This is a genomic window from Burkholderia sp. AU17457 (assembly GCF_002223255.1).
In the GTDB taxonomy this organism is placed as follows: domain Bacteria; phylum Pseudomonadota; class Gammaproteobacteria; order Burkholderiales; family Burkholderiaceae; genus Burkholderia; species Burkholderia sola.
This window is the reverse complement of sequence record NZ_NKFB01000005.1, coordinates 665,109-680,504: the sequence shown is the minus strand read 5'-3', so window position 1 is coordinate 680,504 and position 15,396 is coordinate 665,109. Positions and strand designations below refer to the sequence as shown.

15 protein-coding genes are annotated in these 15,396 nt (G+C 68.0%); 6 read left to right on the top strand and 9 right to left on the bottom strand.

The window, feature by feature from the left end; translation table 11 throughout:
* Window position 1 precedes the first annotated feature (1 nt).
* The 5 genes from CFB49_RS36835 to CFB49_RS20280 all read left to right on the top strand — a co-directional run bounded on the left by CFB49_RS36835 (window position 2) and on the right by CFB49_RS20280 (window position 2,903).
* Window positions 2–502, top strand: a complete 501-nt coding sequence (locus tag CFB49_RS36835; protein WP_249190514.1) for a hypothetical protein — start codon at window positions 2–4, stop codon at window positions 500–502.
* A gap of 81 nt (window positions 503–583) precedes the next feature.
* Complete coding sequence (gene hrpD5, locus CFB49_RS20295; protein WP_089492131.1) at window positions 584–1,657, top strand: HrpD5 family protein; 1,074 nt, start codon at window positions 584–586, stop codon at window positions 1,655–1,657.
* Window positions 1,658–1,680: 23 nt separating this feature from the next.
* Window positions 1,681–1,941 carry a type III secretion system protein gene (locus CFB49_RS20290; RefSeq protein WP_089492130.1) on the top strand — a complete coding sequence of 87 codons (261 nt, stop codon included), beginning with the start codon at window positions 1,681–1,683 and terminating at the stop codon, window positions 1,939–1,941.
* A gap of 173 nt (window positions 1,942–2,114) precedes the next feature.
* The gene (locus CFB49_RS20285) at window positions 2,115–2,324 is read left to right on the top strand and encodes a hypothetical protein (RefSeq protein ID WP_006765597.1); all 210 of its coding nucleotides are present in this window, start codon (window positions 2,115–2,117) and stop codon (window positions 2,322–2,324) included.
* Between the two features lie 123 nt (window positions 2,325–2,447).
* Window positions 2,448–2,903, top strand: a complete 456-nt coding sequence (locus CFB49_RS20280) for a molecular chaperone Tir (RefSeq protein WP_040139485.1) — start codon at window positions 2,448–2,450, stop codon at window positions 2,901–2,903.
* A 135-nt stretch (window positions 2,904–3,038) separates the two neighbouring features.
* On the opposite strand, the gene CFB49_RS20275 is transcribed toward CFB49_RS20280, so the two are convergent.
* The 4 genes from CFB49_RS20275 to sctC all read right to left on the bottom strand — a co-directional run bounded on the left by CFB49_RS20275 (window position 3,039) and on the right by sctC (window position 8,349).
* Window positions 3,039–4,379, bottom strand: a complete 1,341-nt coding sequence (locus CFB49_RS20275) for a secretin N-terminal domain-containing protein (protein WP_249190513.1) — start codon at window positions 4,377–4,379, stop codon at window positions 3,039–3,041.
* 83 nt (window positions 4,380–4,462) lie between these two features.
* Window positions 4,463–5,248 (bottom strand): response regulator transcription factor, encoded by a 786-nt coding sequence (locus CFB49_RS20270; RefSeq protein WP_089492128.1) that lies wholly within the window; start codon window positions 5,246–5,248, stop codon window positions 4,463–4,465.
* 88 nt (window positions 5,249–5,336) lie between these two features.
* Window positions 5,337–6,545, bottom strand: coding sequence for a sensor histidine kinase (locus CFB49_RS20265; protein ID WP_089492127.1), 1,209 nt, complete (start codon window positions 6,543–6,545; stop codon window positions 5,337–5,339).
* A gap of 40 nt (window positions 6,546–6,585) precedes the next feature.
* The gene (gene sctC / locus CFB49_RS20260; RefSeq protein ID WP_069618658.1) at window positions 6,586–8,349 is read right to left on the bottom strand and encodes a type III secretion system outer membrane ring subunit SctC; all 1,764 of its coding nucleotides are present in this window, start codon (window positions 8,347–8,349) and stop codon (window positions 6,586–6,588) included.
* A gap of 103 nt (window positions 8,350–8,452) precedes the next feature.
* Here sctC and CFB49_RS20255 point away from each other — a divergent pair, with 103 nt between their 5' ends.
* Entirely contained in the window at window positions 8,453–9,559 is a 1,107-nt protein-coding gene (locus tag CFB49_RS20255) for a type IV pilus twitching motility protein PilT (protein WP_371090891.1), read from the top strand.
* Between the two features lie 106 nt (window positions 9,560–9,665).
* Here the strand turns inward: CFB49_RS20255 and pilV are convergent, their stop codons facing one another.
* The 5 genes from pilV to CFB49_RS20230 form a co-directional block, all read right to left on the bottom strand.
* Window positions 9,666–11,363, bottom strand: coding sequence for a shufflon system plasmid conjugative transfer pilus tip adhesin PilV (gene pilV / locus CFB49_RS20250; RefSeq protein WP_089492126.1), 1,698 nt, complete (start codon window positions 11,361–11,363; stop codon window positions 9,666–9,668).
* Window positions 11,356–11,835 (bottom strand): type IV pilus biogenesis protein PilM, encoded by a 480-nt coding sequence (gene pilM, locus CFB49_RS20245; RefSeq protein WP_089492125.1) that lies wholly within the window; start codon window positions 11,833–11,835, stop codon window positions 11,356–11,358. The genes pilV and pilM overlap by 8 nt, the downstream gene beginning before the upstream one ends.
* A 52-nt stretch (window positions 11,836–11,887) precedes the next feature.
* On the bottom strand, window positions 11,888–12,442 hold the full coding sequence (locus CFB49_RS20240) for a type 4 pilus major pilin (RefSeq protein ID WP_089492793.1): 555 nt from the start codon (window positions 12,440–12,442) through the stop codon (window positions 11,888–11,890).
* Between the two features lie 103 nt (window positions 12,443–12,545).
* Window positions 12,546–13,622, bottom strand: a complete 1,077-nt coding sequence (locus CFB49_RS20235) for a type II secretion system F family protein (RefSeq protein WP_069618424.1) — start codon at window positions 13,620–13,622, stop codon at window positions 12,546–12,548.
* Window positions 13,612–15,396, bottom strand: a complete 1,785-nt coding sequence (locus CFB49_RS20230; protein ID WP_069618425.1) for a GspE/PulE family protein — start codon at window positions 15,394–15,396, stop codon at window positions 13,612–13,614. The genes CFB49_RS20235 and CFB49_RS20230 overlap by 11 nt, the downstream gene beginning before the upstream one ends.

Sequence of the window (15,396 nt, the reverse complement as noted above, 5' to 3'; positions counted from 1 at the left end):
CTTGCCGGCCGAACTCGCGGCGGCGTGCGCGAAGGAGGTGCTGCGGCTTGCCGCGCAGATCGAGCTGGGGCCCTTGCTGGCGGTGCCGATGCTGCTCGCGATGCGCTCGCCGATGGCGCTTCGGCGCAATGCTGCCCGGCTTCACGCGCACCGCCATGCGGCACTGATGCAAAGTGCCGCGACCCCGGGCAAGGCCGCCGCGGTGGCGGGGCTTCTCGGCGTATCGCTCGACAACACGCTCGCCCGCCAGAGCGCGGGCATCGAATACTCGTACGACGATCAATCGATCGCGGCCGTGAAGCAACGCATTCTCGACACGCAAGCCGCGCTGCCGGCCGGCGGGGTGCCCGCCGGCGCCGCCGTCACGGGCGGCGCGACGGGCGGCGCGATCGGTGGTCCAACCGGCGCCGCGCGGCAAGGGACGGCCAAGCCCACGGCCGGCGCTTCGGATAAGACGTTCGAAGTTCGCATGGCGCCGGCTGCGCCACCGGCAAAACCCTAAACTGATTTCGACGGTCAAGGCCCGGCGGCCCGATGCGCGAAGCAGCGAAACGCCGGAGCGGCGACCAGCAAGGGCAACCGCATGACCCACGTCGGATACACGGATACCACGATCATGAAAGCGCTTCGAGTACTGACCGGCACCCACGCCGGAGCCCAGGTCCGGCTCACGAGCGGCACCTACCGGATCGGCGCCACCGAGCACTCGGATGTCTGCATCAGCGACTGGACGGTCGAGGACATCGAGCTTTGCGTGGGCGAGGACGGTGTGGCGCGGATCCGCTCGGCGAACGGCGACGAGGTGCTCGTGGCGGACTTCGTGGCCGTGCCGTTCGGCGACGTCGTGTTTTGCGTGGGCCCCGACGGCGAAGCCTGGCCGCGCGATCTCGATTTGCTGGCGGGCCTCTGGAAGACGGCCGAGCCGCCTGCCGCCGACACCGCGACGGGGGCTGACGCGGATAGCGGCGCGCCGGATCGGGCCCCGGCCCATGCGAACGAATCCCGCGCCGGCCATGCGCCCGCCGATTCGCCCAAGGTGCCCTGGCGCACGGCCGTGCTGGCGCTCGTCTGCACCGCTGCGATCGGCGGCATCGCCGTGGCCGGTGTGATGTTCGCGGGTACGCAGTCGAGCGAAGCGGCGAGCGTGAGGTTCGACGCCGACGCGCTCGCACGGCAGTTGCAGGAGGCCCTGCACCGCGAAGGCCTCGGCGACCTGCAGGCAATGGCACGCAAGGACAGTGTGGCGGTGCGCGGCATCGTGACGAGCACCGACGAAAGCGCGAAGGCGCAGCGGATCATGGACAGCCTCGCGCGCGGCAAGGTGCGGCGCGAATACGACGTCGCGCAGCAAGACGTGGACAACATCCAGCAGTCGCTCGCCGGCACGGGCGCGGCAGTGAGTTACCAAGGCCACGGCGTCTTCCGCGTGAGCGGCAGCGTGCAGTCGATGACGACCTTCCGCACGCTGATAGCGGGTATCAGGGCCGACCTCGGCGACAACGTCAAGCGCGTCGACGTCGATGTCAAGGAGGCGCAGGCGCTCACGCCCGATGTCGAGTACACGTCGGTGATCGCCACGGGCGGGCTGCGCTACATCGAGACGCCCGACGGCACGAAGCATCTGTTCGCGAGCAGCGGGAACGAAGCAAACAATTGACCTCGACCACCAAAGGAACCGACATGTACGACGCATTGCTTCTCATCGCGCAGGATCTGAACGCGCTCGATGCCACGCTCTCGGCGCCCGACGGCGCGCAACGGGTCGCGCGCATCGCGGCGGCCTTCGACGAAACCGCGCGCCGGATCAGTACGGCCACGCAGTCCGCGGCCGACGAGCGCGAGCGGCTCGATCTGCAAAAGCTTTATCGCGGGATGATCGCGGCGCGCCGCATCGTGCTCACGCTGCAGGAGCGCCACAGCGCCCGTGGCGCGGCGCTTTGACGGCATCCGCGGCGATACGGAAGACGGTTGAACAGTTTGCAGTTGCAGCATCCGGCTGCGCGTCAGCCGGTCCGGACCGGCGGCCACCACGGCCACGGGCCTTTTACCGAAGCATCAGGCGTCAACCCACAGCAGTGCTTTTTCCATCACTTTCTTGATAAGGGGAATACATCATGTCTTCATCGATCGGAAGCTCGGGCGTCTCGCAAGCCGGTTCGCAAAACGCCGACATGGTCGGCCAGATGCAGGCCATGGCCAACCAGAACAACGCCATGACGATGGCCGCCATGCAGATCAACATGCAGCAGCAGGAAACGTCGGCGCTCGCTTCCGTCGGCAACAACGGCGCGAAGAACATCGCCGACGCCGCGAAGGGCCAGTAAGCCGCTCGCGTTGCCGCAGTCCGTTCGCGCGAGGGGCACGAAGGCGGAAAGCCCGGCTTTCCGGCTACGTGCCCCCGCTTTTTTGCAAGCGGGCCGCCCTATTTTCGCCGGAGATTGCCGCCCATGAGCAGGGAACGTTTCGTCGAGTTGATTCACGAGGTTTGCGCGGTGGTCGGGCTGCCCGACGCCGAGTATGTCGTCGAGACGCAAACGCTCGAGATCGAGGGGTTCGACGTCCATCTCGACCACCACGAGACCGACCCCGATTCGGTCTATGTCAGCTTTCATTACGGCGCCGTCACGCCCGGCCGGTCGCTCGTCGTTTTTCGGCTCATGCTCGAAGCCAACCTGCTCGTCTACGCGCAGGACCAGGCGCAACTGTGCCTCGAATCCGATACGGGCAACGTCGTGCTGCTCGTCCATCTGCCGATGGGCCCGACGATCACCGGCGATTATCTCGCCGATCTCTTCTCGCACTACGCCGAACACGGCCGCTACTGGCAAAACAACATCCTCGAATCGCCGGACGAAATGTTCGAGGGCATCGCCTCGGGCAATTTCATGTGGCTGCGGGCGTAAGCCCGGCGAGCGCAAGCGCGCTTCAGGCAACGGGCGCATCCGCGCGCGCATCGATGCCTGGCCAGCCATCGCATCCGTTCGTACACGGCACGTCGCTTCACGCTCACGCGGTCGCGGGCGCCCGCCCGCTCGGCGCTATGCCGCCACGCGCGGGATCAGCAAGACGAGGCGGCGGCGCGTGCCCCCGTCTCCCGCACCGCCGGAACCGGTATCGTCCGCGCGACGCGCGACATCGCTTCCGTGCCCCGCCGGCCCCTCGATGACGAGGCACTCGCCCGGCGCCAGGCTTTCGTCGACCGCCCGATAGCCGCGCGCATCGCGGCGGCGCCCCAGTTCCACGCGCAAGCCGATACGCGGCATCGACGCGGCGCCTTCGACCGTCGGTGCAATCGAGAGCCAGAGGTCGCGGGCACCGTCATCGGGCAGGTCATCCTCGTCACGGCGTGCGAGGCGTGCCTCGTGGCGGTCGATGACGGCCGGCGAGCGGTCGTGCGTGAGCGCCGTTTGCGACACCTCGATTTCGGCGCGGCCGCTCCTGGCCAATGCCTTGATCTGCGCGATCAGCGCGCGGCCGCCGTCGGGCGCGACACCTGCATCGCGGTGCTCGCGCACGTCCGCCGTCGCCTGCTCCGCGCCTGCCCCGTCGGCCATGGCCGGCGGCAGCGCGGGCCGCAACGCGTCGAGCGCGTCGCCATCGACATCCACCACCCACGTTTGGACCGATACGAGCTGCGCACGCACGTCCAGGCTGGCGACGAGCGCGCCGTCGGCGTCGATGCGCTCGGCCCGATCGCGTATCAGGATGGAATTCGTGGTCGCATCCGCTTCGATCACCGGCAAAGCCGCATCGAACTCGACGATCCGCGGTGCATCGGAGACGGCGGTCCCGCTCGCAACGGCCGGGCGCTCGAAACGGCGCCGCAAGAGCGTGGCCACACCGGGCACGACGAGCGTGCGGCCATCGACCACGCGCGTTTCGTCGGCGGCATTCGCGGCACTCAGGCGAAACACCCGCACGGACAAACGCACGCGCGCTCGCGCGTCGCGTTCGAAGCGCTCGGCCGCGGCACGAATACGCTCCACGTAGGTCGCCGGCCCGTGCACGTTCACAGTTTGCGCGGCGGCGTCCACCGCCAGCGGGAAGTGCGTATCGGCAAGACCTGCCTGCTCGAGCGACACACGCAGCGCATTCGCCGAAAGGAAGTGAGGCCGGATGGCGATATGCGCCTGCTCGTTCGCGGGCGACACATGCAGGACCGCACCGTCGTAGTACCAGACGAATCCGTACGAACGGCTCATGACATCGAGAAAGCGCTGCGGCGGCATCGCGAAACGGCCGCTCACGACGCCCTCCACTTGACCGTCGATGCGCAGCGCAACGTGCTGCCCCGCCGCGAAGGCATTCAGGACCTCCGCGAGGCCCGCGCCGTTCGTCGCGTAGACGAAACGGGCGCCGGAGCCGCCGGCCCACGCCATGCTCGCCGCCTGCGCATGCACGGTGGCCGCGCAGACGAAGGCAGCGACGGCGCCGCGCGCGAGCGCTCGCATTCGTGCCGCGTTCATGCGGCGCCTTCCGGCGACGCACCGGCGCCCGACGCAGCGGCACCCGACGCATCGGCGCCCGACTGATCCTTATCCGGCTTGAGGGTCAGGCGGTAACCCGTCGCATAGACCGATTGCACGGTCCAGCCGACGCCGGCCGCCTTCAGGCTCGCACGCAGGCGGCTCACGTACATGTCGACGGAGCGGCTTTGCACGGCCGCATCCCAGCCCCAGACCACGCTCATCAGATCCTGCCTCAGCACGACGGCGCCCGTGTGCCGAGCGAGATGCCAGAGAATGTCGAACTCCTTGGTGCCGAGCTTGTGCGCCACGCCCGCCACCACGAGCGAGCGCGCCTGCTGATCGAGCACGCATTCGTCGTCGACGAACATCTTGCGGCCCTGCACGTTCATCGGCGCGAAGCGCCGCAGCAGAGCGCGCATGCGCGCGAGCAGCACCTGCCTGTCGTAGGGCTTCACGAGATAGTCGTCGGCACCCGCATCGAGTATGCGCACGATGTCGGACTCCGCCGAGTGCACGGTCTGAAAAATCACGGGCATGATCGATTGCGAGCGGCTGCGGATCTTTTGCAGCAGCTTGTCGCCGGACACGCCCGGCAGATCCCAGTCGAGAATCGCGAGATCGGCCCACTGCTCCGACAGAAATTGCTGCGCGTCGAGCCCGCTGTGAAAAGCGTCGACGTGGTAGCCCTCGCTCTTGAGCCAGGAATGGATGAGCGCGTGATGCGCGACGTCGTCCTCGACGAACAGAATGCGTACGGGTTTGCCTGCAAGCGATTTCATGTGAACTCTTGGTTCTGACGGCCGCGCGGGAGTCGGCGCCCGGCCCGCGCAACGCGTGTCAAACGAATACGGGCCGCGCGCTGGCGCCTCACTCGCGGCGCGCCGCGCGCAACGCGCGGTCGGCATCGACAAGCGATGTCGCGTGCGGCTTCGCGGCGACAGGATTCAGGCACGGCAGACGCAGCACGAACATGGTACCGCCTTGTCCGTTGAGCTCGGCGTAAAGTGCGCCGCCGTGCATGCCGACGATCTGCACGGCGAGCTTGAGCCCGAGACCGAAGCCCGTTGCCGTCCGCTTGCCGAGCTTCTCGAAGTCGGTCAGCCGATCGCCCTCGACGAGACCCGGCAGCCCGCCCGCGCGATCGTCGACGACCACCTCGGCGAAACCGTCGGCCTGCCGGATCGACACCGTCACCGCCTCGCCGCGCGGCGACGCGCGAACGGCATTGTCGATGACGTTCTGGACGGCGCGCGCCACGAAGTTGCGCATGCCGCTCACCCAGAGCGGCGCGCTGTCGGGCAGCCACAAGTGTAACGCGACGCCGCAATAGACGGCGGTGACCTCCAGCTGCGAGATGATCTGGCGCAGCGTCGCGCGCAGATCGAACCGTTTGAAGTCGCGCGCCTGCAAATGCTCGGTCACCGACGAGAAGATGAACTGCTCGCCGAGTGAGAGCACGTACTGCGCGAGCGAGGTGATCTGCTGCATGCCGCCGCAGCGCTCGAACGCCTCCGGGTCGCTCGCATCGAGCTGCGTGAGCGCGCTGATCGAATTGAGCGGCGAGCGCAGATCGTGCAGCAAGAAGCGCAGCGACATGGCTCGCTCGTCGAGCGAGCGCGCGAACGGCGTCACGTCCGTCACGGCGATGACGGATTCGCCCGCCCCCGCACCGGCACACGCACCGGCGGGGCCCGCCTGAATCCAGAAGGTCGAATCGTCCACGCGCACCTCGCGGCCCGCTTCGAGATCGCGCAGCCGCGGCACGTCCGTCATCTCGAAGCGCTCGCTCAGCGCCACGCTGAAATCGACGCCCGCGGGCAGCGTCATCGCCAGCATCTCGAGCGCACGCGCGTTCGCGTGAACGACCGTGCCCGCGCGATCGAGCACGATCACCCCGCACGGCAGCCCGCGCAGCGTGCCGCGCAGGCGGCGCGCGTCGTCGTCGGACAGGCGGCGATCGGCGGCGCCCTCGCCGCATGCGTCGGCGGGCAAGCTCGATGGGATGGGCCGCGGCTCGGGCTGCTCCCCGGGCGGCACGCCGGGCAGCGAATGCGGCTGAGTATGGGATTCGTTCACATGGCCTCCTGCATTCCCCGGTGCGGGCGGTTGCGGTGAATCACGGCGAGATGACGCGCGGCGACAGCAGGAAGAGCCGCTCCATGTGACTCTTCTGGCGGTTGTCGGTCCTGAAGAGCGCGCCGATCAACGGAATCTTCGAGAGCCCGGGCACCCCGGTCACGCCCATCGTCGCACTGTCCGCGCGATAGCCGGCGATGAGCAGCGCCTGCCCCTCCTCGATGAACGCCTGCGTGTTGATCGTGCTGTTCTGGATCACCGGCAGGTTGCTGACCGTCTGATCGGTGAGCTGGCCGTCCTGAATCGCCACGTCGAGCTTGATGCGCGTGCGCCCGTCCTCCTCCACGACCATCGGCAGCACACGCAGCGAGATGCCCGTCGACACGCTGTAGAGATCGCCCGACGTGTATCCCGACACCGGCACGAAAAACTGCGTCTGGTTGTCCATCACGGCCTCGATGTTGTTGAGCGTGACGACCTTCGGGCTCGCGTCGATCTTGGCGGCCTTCGTCTGCTGCAGCGCCGAGATGCGCGCCATCAGATAGCGGCCGGCGTCGCCGAGCACGGCGGCCACCGATGCGCCCACGGGCGTCGCCGCCGCGAGCATGTTGCCCGCCAGCGCCGTCTGGCCGAAGTTCTGCGAGAGCGTGCCGTTGTAGGTGCTCTGCGCGAGCGTGCCGGTACCGGTCTGTACGTCGACGTGGCTGTTGTGCGCGGTCCAGTCGACGCCGAGCTGATGCAGCGCGTCGTCGTCGATCTCGATGATGTGCGCCTCGATCTCGATCAGTTGCGGTTTGACGTCGAGGCGATCGATCAGTTTGCCGTACTGATCCATCCGGTCGGCCGTATCGCGAATCACGACGGAGTTCGTGCGCTGGTCCGCGACGATGACCGGCAGTTGATCGTCGCTCGCCGGCGCCGTGCTCGTGTTCTGCGGCGGCGGCGGCTCGCCCACCGCCGCCGCCACGGCCGGCGAAGGCTGCCCGGTGAGCCCGGCGAACATGCCCTTGCCGGCCGCGCCCGACGGCACCGGCGGCGGAATGTACGGGCCGTTGTACGCATTGCCGTTCACGTCGTTGATCGGCGTGGTGCGCTTCACGCCGCTCGCCGCGCGGCCGCCCTCGCCGCGCTTGTCGGCGGCCTTGGCCGTGCCCGGGTGGTAGATGCCGTTGAGCACGGCCACCACGCCCTGCAGCGTGACCTGCTGGCCGTCGATGGGCACCGTGCGGTCGTGCGCCCACGCGTGATAGAGCGGAAAGACGCGTACCTGCGTGCCGCTTCGATGCGCCGCGTTGTTGTCGAGCCGCGAGGCCACGTTCGTCACCATCTGCACGTAGCGAGGCGGCCCGCTCACGAGCGCCGTGCCCTGCGCGCTGTCGTAGACGATCGGAAAGCGCTCGTCGGCGATGCGCAGGCGGTCGAGTGCGTCGCGCAGCGCGCCCGTATCGGCGGAATCGAGCTTCACGAGCGTGCTCTGCAGTTCGGCGGCCGTCGTGATGTCGAGCACTTCGCCGTCGTAGTACCACACGAAGCCGAACGACGCCGCGAGCGTATCGAGAAAGCGCCGCGGCGGCAGATGGAACTTGCCGCTCACGGTGCCGCTCACATCGGCGGCGATGCGCGTCGGGACGCCCTGGCTCGCGCCGAAGTCGCGCAGCACATCCTTGATGTCCTTGCCCTGCGCTTCGTAATCGACGATCGACGACTTCCAGCGCACGGCCGCCGCCTCGGCAACGGGGGCGGTCGCCCCGAATGCGAGCGCGGCGGCGAGGGCCACGGTGCCCAGTCGGCGAGCCCAGTTCATGACGCGCCGCCCGCGATGAAACGTACGAACCGCCGCCGGGTGCTTCTCCGACACATCGACAAAATTTTCATGTAAGTTCCGACTATCTTTCATAGGAAGGGCACTGACGATGAACGCTCCGAGTCACGAACGTCGCGACCTGACGCGCGAGATTCTCGAATTGATCGACCTGCGGCAGACTTTCACCGACATCCATATCGAGCAGGACCGGCCGATCATGATCAAGGCGCCGCGCGGCTGGCTCGCCGTCGGCGAGGAGCCCGTGCTGCACGACGAAATGCTGCCCACGCTGGCCTCGATCGAACCCGACTGGGAGGCGCAGCTTCAGCACGGCGCGATCGATCGCCCGTTCGTGCTCACGCGCTGCCGCCTTCGCTGCAACATCTACCGCACCAATGGCGGCCGCAAGCTCGTCATCTCGATCCGGCGCCTGCCGCTGCAGCCGCTCGCGCTCGACAAGCTCGGCCTGCCCGCGTATGTGCGCTCGATGATCGACAGCGCCAAGGGGCTGATCCTCGTGACGGGCCCGACCGGCTCGGGAAAGACGACGACGATCGCGTCGCTGCTCGAGCACATCAACCGCACGCGCAACAGCCACATCGTCACGATCGAGGAGCCGATCGAATACGAACTCGAGGGCCGCACGTCGATCGTCTCGCAGCGGCAAGTGCCCACCGACACACCGAGCTTCTCGGCCGGCCTGCGCGAGGCGCTGCGGCAAAAACCCGACGTCATCATGGTGGGCGAGGTGCGCGACCCCGAGACGGCGGAGACGGCGCTGCAGGCCGGCGAATCGGGCCACCTCGTGCTCGCGACGATGCACACGGGCAGCGCGATCGGCACGCTCACGCGACTGCTGTCGTTCTTTCCGGCCGAGCAGCGCGAGCGCTATGCGGCCGCGCTCGCGAACTGCCTCATCGGCGTGATCTGCCAATGCCTCGTGCCGACGGAGGACGGCGAGAACTTCGTGCTCGCGAGCGAACTGCTCTTCAACAACAATCAGCAGATCAGCGGCCTGCTGACCGATCCGGGCAAGCTGCCGTACCTTGCCGAGTTCATGAAGCGCAAGGAAGACAACATGTCGCGCATGCTCAACGATCACCTCTTCAGCCTCGTATCGAAGCAGCAATGCCTGCCGCGCGACGTGCTGCGCGCGACCTACAACCGGCTCGAGCTGCACGAAATGCTGCAGACGCTCGCGCCGCACTGAGCCCGCGCGACGGCGGCGCCGGCGCAATGGCGCCGCTTTCGCCGGTCGCGCCGTGCGTGACGATGCTGCGAAGGTGTGCGGTATGGATAGGCTCACGGTCGGGCGCTCAGTAGTAGGAGTTGATCGTCCAGCCCGCCGCGACGGGCGTGTTCCAGACCGTCTGGCCGGACTCCCCGCAAAAGCTGCTGATCCACGGCGTCGTGATACCGGCGTACGTCGCCCAGTTGGTCGTCACGACGATCGTGTAGGTGCCGGGCGTGCCCGCCTGGGACAGCGCGTTGTTGATCCCGCCCGAATCGTCCTGAAGCGTCGGCGTCTGGCTCTCCGTATGCCCGAGGTTGCGGTTGCCGCCGTCGGTGATGTCGATGCTCTGCGAGAGCTGCCCCCGGTTGCCGGTGGGGCCGTTGCACATGCCGTCGTTCAGGTGCGCCCAGGTGGACGCGACGATGATCCCCGGCTTGGTGAGGTTGACGGTCGTCCTGAACGTATACGAGTACGTCCCGTTGCTGCCGTTGTACGAATAGGCGCCCGACTGGAAGTTCGTCGCCGGCTGGCCCGTGCAGGCCGAGTAATCGCCCGCGCCGTTCGGGTTGGCCATCACGAGCTGACAGCCCGTGAGCGATGACGCCGGCTCGATTTCGCTTTGCGTTTGCCACCTGCCGCCGCGGCACGACAGCACGCGCCCGTTCGCATCGGTGGAGACGAGCGTCGTGCTCGCCGACGCGGGGGCGATGGCCGAATTCTGCGGCGCGGGCGGGCATGGGTCGCCGACGTCGTGCGCGTTGCCGAGCGCGAGATTGCCCGCTTCGTCCACCGCCAGTGCCTGCCATGTGGCGCCGTTGTACGCATAGGCCCGATTCGTCGCGGCGGTGAGCCGCACGTCGCCCCGATGCGCGGCAACGCCCGCGAGCGCCGCTTCGTCGTCCACCGGTTCGCGCCAGTGATAGGCCGCCTGCGGCACCCAGAGGTTCTGCGCTCCATCGCAATTCAGGACGTTGCCCGAAGCGTCGGCCGCGATGGCGCCGGGCTGCGTGCAGGCGGCATAGTCGATCTGCCGCGCGAGCACGATCGGCACTTGCATCGTGTTCGCCTGCGGATTGCCCGGCACGGCCACGCGGTACAGATAGTCGACGTTCTGCGCCTGCGTGCCGTCGTAGAAAATGAGGCTCGCGAGATGGCCCGTGCCCGTTTTCTTGTTTGTGCAGGATGTATTCGCCGGGTTGGGCGTATCGATCTTCCAGGTGCCGAAGGCGCCGATGGCCGCGCCGATCGCATTGTTCGTCGCCTGGATCGATCCGCCGCCCGGGCCGGCGTTCGCCGCGATGTAGCCGAGTTCGGGATCGGGAATGGTCCGGCCGCCCTCCGTGACGAGCAGCGCCTGCAACGCCACCGGGCTGGCGCCGCCCGGGGCCGCGTAGACGAGCAGGCACGGCGCCTGACCGTAGGGATTCGTGCCGCTCAACGCATTCGGAAGGTAGGTCGACAGCTGATACGTCGAGCCGGTCATTTTCGCGATCACCGGCGAGGTGGTCGTGGCCTGGGCCGCGAGCGCCGTGTAGTTTTGCCGAATGAGCCGCGTGGCAGCCGCCGTCAGCTGCGACTGATAAAGCGCGGCCTGCTGCGCGCGCGTATCGTCGAGCGACGAGTTCGTGAGCGCGACGAGGCCCGCCATCATCAATGCGGCGAGTGCAAGCACGGCCAGCATCTCCACCATCGTGAAGCCGGACATGCGGCGAGCCGGCCGCGCGCGCGGGCCGGCGCGCCGCATGCCGGTGCGGGCAAGGGTACGGGTGCGCTCAGTCATACGCTTGCGCCATCCATACCGGCATGCCGTTCGGGATCGCGTTCGCCAGGGCGGCCGGCAGCGGCACCGCCGGGTTGCCGGGGGACACGAGGTTGGCGCCGAGCGCCACGCCGGCCAGCGCGGAGCCCTGCGCAATCTGCTCGATGCCGTCGACCGCGGCCGCGGCTGCCGCCGACGCCGCATAGACCACGACCAGGCTGCCCGCATAGCGGGCATTGGGCTGGACATAGTTCCGCCACATCGGATCGGGAACGGTCGCCCCGAGGTAAGGCGCGAGGCTCGCCGCCGGCACGCTGCCGGCGAACGACGGGTTGGCGCGCGCGTAGGCCACCACGGCCTGCCGGTAGGCGCTCATGTTCGCCGCGAGCGCCATCGCCGACGGCGCGAGCGGTGCCGGCGCCGCCTCGGCGCCGAGCAGCGCGTAGGCACCGGTCAGCATCGCGAAGGCGGCGACGATCCAGATCAGGAACATGGCGGGCGGCTCGTGGCGTCAATCGGAGCGAAGGCCGATACTCCGGCCTCGATCAGGCCGAGGTCCAGATGATGTTCTTCGCACCACCGGCACACGCCGCCTGCGCGGCGGCGGGCGTGACCGGCACGGTTTGCGCCGCACCGCCGATCGAGACGGCCGTCCAGGTTCCGCCGGCAGATGCCGCGTTGATGCATACGTCCGTCGGCACGGAATCGAATTCGATCGTGAATGTACCGGTGCCAGTGCCCGTAACGGTTACTGCGCCCCCCCACGCATCGGTGACTGTATTTGCCGCGGTGTCGATGACGAGCGTCGTCGGGATGATGCCGGCGGCAATGGCGACGGTCGTCGCCAGCCCGTTGTAGCCGTTGGTCTGCCCCATATACAGCTTCTTGACGCCGGTCTGGATGGCCGTCACCTGCTCGGCCGTCTGATTCGACGAAGCACTGCCGAATGCGCCGCGCAGCAGCGCAATGGCGCCGATGACGACGATGGCGGCGATCCCGAGATAGGCGATCGCTTCGAGCAGGGTGGCGCCACGCTGCATGCGCCGCGACCCGCGGCTGCCCACCCGGGCGCGAATCGATGCGACGGTCTTGACCTTCATGTTGCTCTCCTTGGTTTCCTCAATCGGCACTCGACAAACACGTGCCCTCTCCTTTCAACACCCGTTCGTTTGCACTGCGCCTGCACGCCATTACACGGCAGGCTCAATGCAGACTCCGAGCCAAAGCCGCAATTTCCTGCTGAATTCCGAAGAAGCCGCTGATGAGCCACGACAGCACGAGCGCGAGCACGACGATCGCCGCGCCGTTGACCACGCGCATCTGCGCCTCGATCGTCTCCACGCCGTCGGTCATCCATTCGTTGGCGATCGCGTGCAGCGCCTCGGCGAAGCCCTTGTATTCGGCATACACACACAGATCGTCGACGATCTCCTCCGAAGGAAACCGGTAGCCGGCGTTCTTCATCGCCTCGCCGACGTTGAGCCCCGACTTCACGCCGAAGAGCATGTCGTCGATTCGCCGCCTGAGCCACGGCTTCGCATCGGTGGCCAGCCGCGCGAGCGAGCGTTCGACCGTGAAGCCCGCCGCCTGCAGCGACGAAAACGCGACGAGAAAACCGCAGCCCGTAATGAGCCGATAGATCGAGTAAGGCGGGTAGCGGTCGAGCCAGACCCGCACGTTGCCGGACCAGCGCGGCATCGAGTAGAAGAGCGCCGCGACGAGGATCGCGAGCACCACGAGGCAATAGATCATGCCGCCCTGCACGAACCGGGACAGCTCGTAGAGCGACTTCGCCACGCCGTGCCAGCGCTCCGGGCTCACGATCGACGCGAAGCGGGGAATCACGAGCTGGCCGAAGAGGTAGACGTACCCGATCGTCATCGCCACGATCACGCACGGGTAGGTCAACCCGCCGACGATGGCCGTGCGGATCCGGCGGCTGTACTGCACGACGTTGCACACGTTCAGCAGCGCGGCCTCGAGGCGCCCCGACTGCTCGCCGGCCATGACGATCATCTGCTCGGTATGCGGCACCCACCACGCCATTGCCTCGGCCAGCATGCCGCCGTTTTGCACGACGCTGCGCCAGTCCGCGAGCGTCAATGCCAGCGGCTCGTTCGGCTTGCGGCCCTCGTGCGACGCACGCAACTCGAGCTCCTCGAGAATCTTGAGCAACGGCAAACCGTTCGCGAGCATTTTCGCGATCTTGCGATAGAGCCGCAGGCGTGCCTGCGTCGTGAGTTGCAGGCGCGCCCAGCGCCGGTTGAGCTCAAGTGCCATAGCCGCTTCCGATCGGCTGGGGCCGCCCCCCGCTGCCCGGCATGAACGGGCCGACCACGCGCTCCGCCATGCGCGGATCGACGAGGCCCGCCGCCACTTTTTCGAGCGCATGCTGCGCGACCGTCTGCCCCGCGAGCTCGCTGAGCCAGTACGCCTGCGCATCGGGCTTGCGCCCGGCGCGCAGCAATTCGCAAAACGTCGCGTCGGTGCGCACGACCTCGGCCACCACGGTCCGGCCGACCGTCCCGTTCTTGCAATGCGGGCAACCGGGCCCGGCCACGCGCACCGCGTCGAACCGCGCGCCGACGGCCCGCTTCACGCGCGCGACGAGCCCCATGTCGAGCTGCGCCATCGACTCGGCCAGCGGGCGCGAGCAGTGCGGACACAGCAGCTTGACGAGCCGCTGGCTGATGAGCCCCGTGACGAGCGATTCGTCCGTCACCATCGCGATCGGCAAGCCGAGATCGACGAGCCGGTCCACGATCGCGAGCGCGCCGTTCGCGTGCACCGTCGTCCACACCTGATGGCCCGTCATCGCGGCGCGCAACGCGCTTTGCGCCGATGCACGATCGCGCACCTCGCCGATCATGATCGTATCGGGATCGAGCCGCATCGCATTCGCGATCGCGGCGGCGAACGCGAGCGAGCGCGCCTCTTCCGTCGGCGCGTTGACGACGGGCGTCTGCACGGCGCCCTCGATCGGGTACTCCACCGGGTCTTCCACGGTGATGACGTGGATCGAGCCGGCCATCTCGCGCAATTGCTTCGTCAGCACGCGCTGCAACGTCGTCGATTTGCCCGAGCCGGTCGGGCCGCTGATGATGTTCATGCCGTGCGGCTGCTGCGCGAGCAGCTCGAACGCGTTCGCCTGCGCCACCGTGAAGCCGAGCTCGGTCAGGGCCGTCGCCTCGCCCGCATCGTTGTAGAGCAGCCGCAGCACCATGACGCTGCCGACGCTCGTGGGCGCCGTCGCGATCCGCACGCCGAAAAGCCGGTCCGGCAGCTTGTCGCGGTCGCCGATGGCCGCGTCCTGGCGCTCGTTCGGCTTGTACGTGTTGTCCGATACGCTCGACATCGCCGCATAAAGCGTGGCGAGCAGCCGCTCGCCGTACTCGCGCGTCTGCTCCGACATGCGCACGAGTTCGTTGTGGACGCGAAAAAGAATCTCCGTGCTGAAGCGGTTCACACGGATATGGATATCCGAGGCCCGCGCGTCGCACGCTCGTGTGATCAGGTTCTTCGCGACGACCTGCATCTGCGTGTGATCGATGCGCTCGGCACTGCCGTCGCGGCGCGGGCCCTGATAGCTGCGCCTGATCGCATCTAGCGCCACGAGCCGCGTCGTATAGCGGCAATTGAGCCGTTCGAGCCTCGCGCAGTACGACAGCACGAACGGATTCATTTCGTGCCCTTCGGCAACGAGCAGCGTGCCGTCGTCGAGCAGACAGAGAAACTTGCGCTCCTCGTCGCTCGCGGCGAACTCGCCGCTGTCGGAAAGCGGGCGCGCCACCGCGGCGAGCGGCAGCGCCTGCCCCGGCGGCTGGCCTTGCGACGCCGTTTGCGCGGGCTGCACCGAAGCGGCGGCGGCAGCGGCCACGGCGCTCAGCACCGGCTCACGTGGCCGCGCAACGGGCGCGAGAGCCGGCGCGGCTGGGGCCGTGGGCTGAACCTGCGTAACAGACGGATCGGTTTCGATCGGTTTCACGGCGCGCGAGAGAATCAGCGGCGTCACGCTGTTGGGCGTCTTGCCCGGAGGTGTCGGAGACGAACTCAT

Excerpts from the sequence above, each read along its gene's own strand:
- hrpD5 (WP_089492131.1), top strand. The coding sequence starts at position 584 with ATGACCCACGTCGGATACACGGATACCACGATCATGAAAGCGCTTCGA.
- CFB49_RS20290 (WP_089492130.1), top strand. The coding sequence starts at position 1,681 with ATGTACGACGCATTGCTTCTCATCGCGCAGGATCTGAACGCGCTCGAT.
- CFB49_RS20285 (WP_006765597.1), top strand. The coding sequence starts at position 2,115 with ATGTCTTCATCGATCGGAAGCTCGGGCGTCTCGCAAGCCGGTTCGCAA.
- CFB49_RS20280 (WP_040139485.1), top strand. The coding sequence starts at position 2,448 with ATGAGCAGGGAACGTTTCGTCGAGTTGATTCACGAGGTTTGCGCGGTG.
- CFB49_RS20275 (WP_249190513.1), bottom strand. The coding sequence starts at position 4,379 with ATGGCGTGGGCCGGCGGCTCCGGCGCCCGTTTCGTCTACGCGACGAAC.
- CFB49_RS20270 (WP_089492128.1), bottom strand. The coding sequence starts at position 5,248 with ATGAAATCGCTTGCAGGCAAACCCGTACGCATTCTGTTCGTCGAGGAC.
- sctC (WP_069618658.1), bottom strand. The coding sequence starts at position 8,349 with ATGAACTGGGCTCGCCGACTGGGCACCGTGGCCCTCGCCGCCGCGCTC.
- pilV (WP_089492126.1), bottom strand. The coding sequence starts at position 11,363 with ATGACTGAGCGCACCCGTACCCTTGCCCGCACCGGCATGCGGCGCGCC.
- pilM (WP_089492125.1), bottom strand. The coding sequence starts at position 11,835 with ATGTTCCTGATCTGGATCGTCGCCGCCTTCGCGATGCTGACCGGTGCC.
- CFB49_RS20240 (WP_089492793.1), bottom strand. The coding sequence starts at position 12,442 with ATGAAGGTCAAGACCGTCGCATCGATTCGCGCCCGGGTGGGCAGCCGC.
- CFB49_RS20235 (WP_069618424.1), bottom strand. The coding sequence starts at position 13,622 with ATGGCACTTGAGCTCAACCGGCGCTGGGCGCGCCTGCAACTCACGACG.
- CFB49_RS20230 (WP_069618425.1), bottom strand. The coding sequence starts at position 15,396 with ATGAGTTCGTCTCCGACACCTCCGGGCAAGACGCCCAACAGCGTGACG.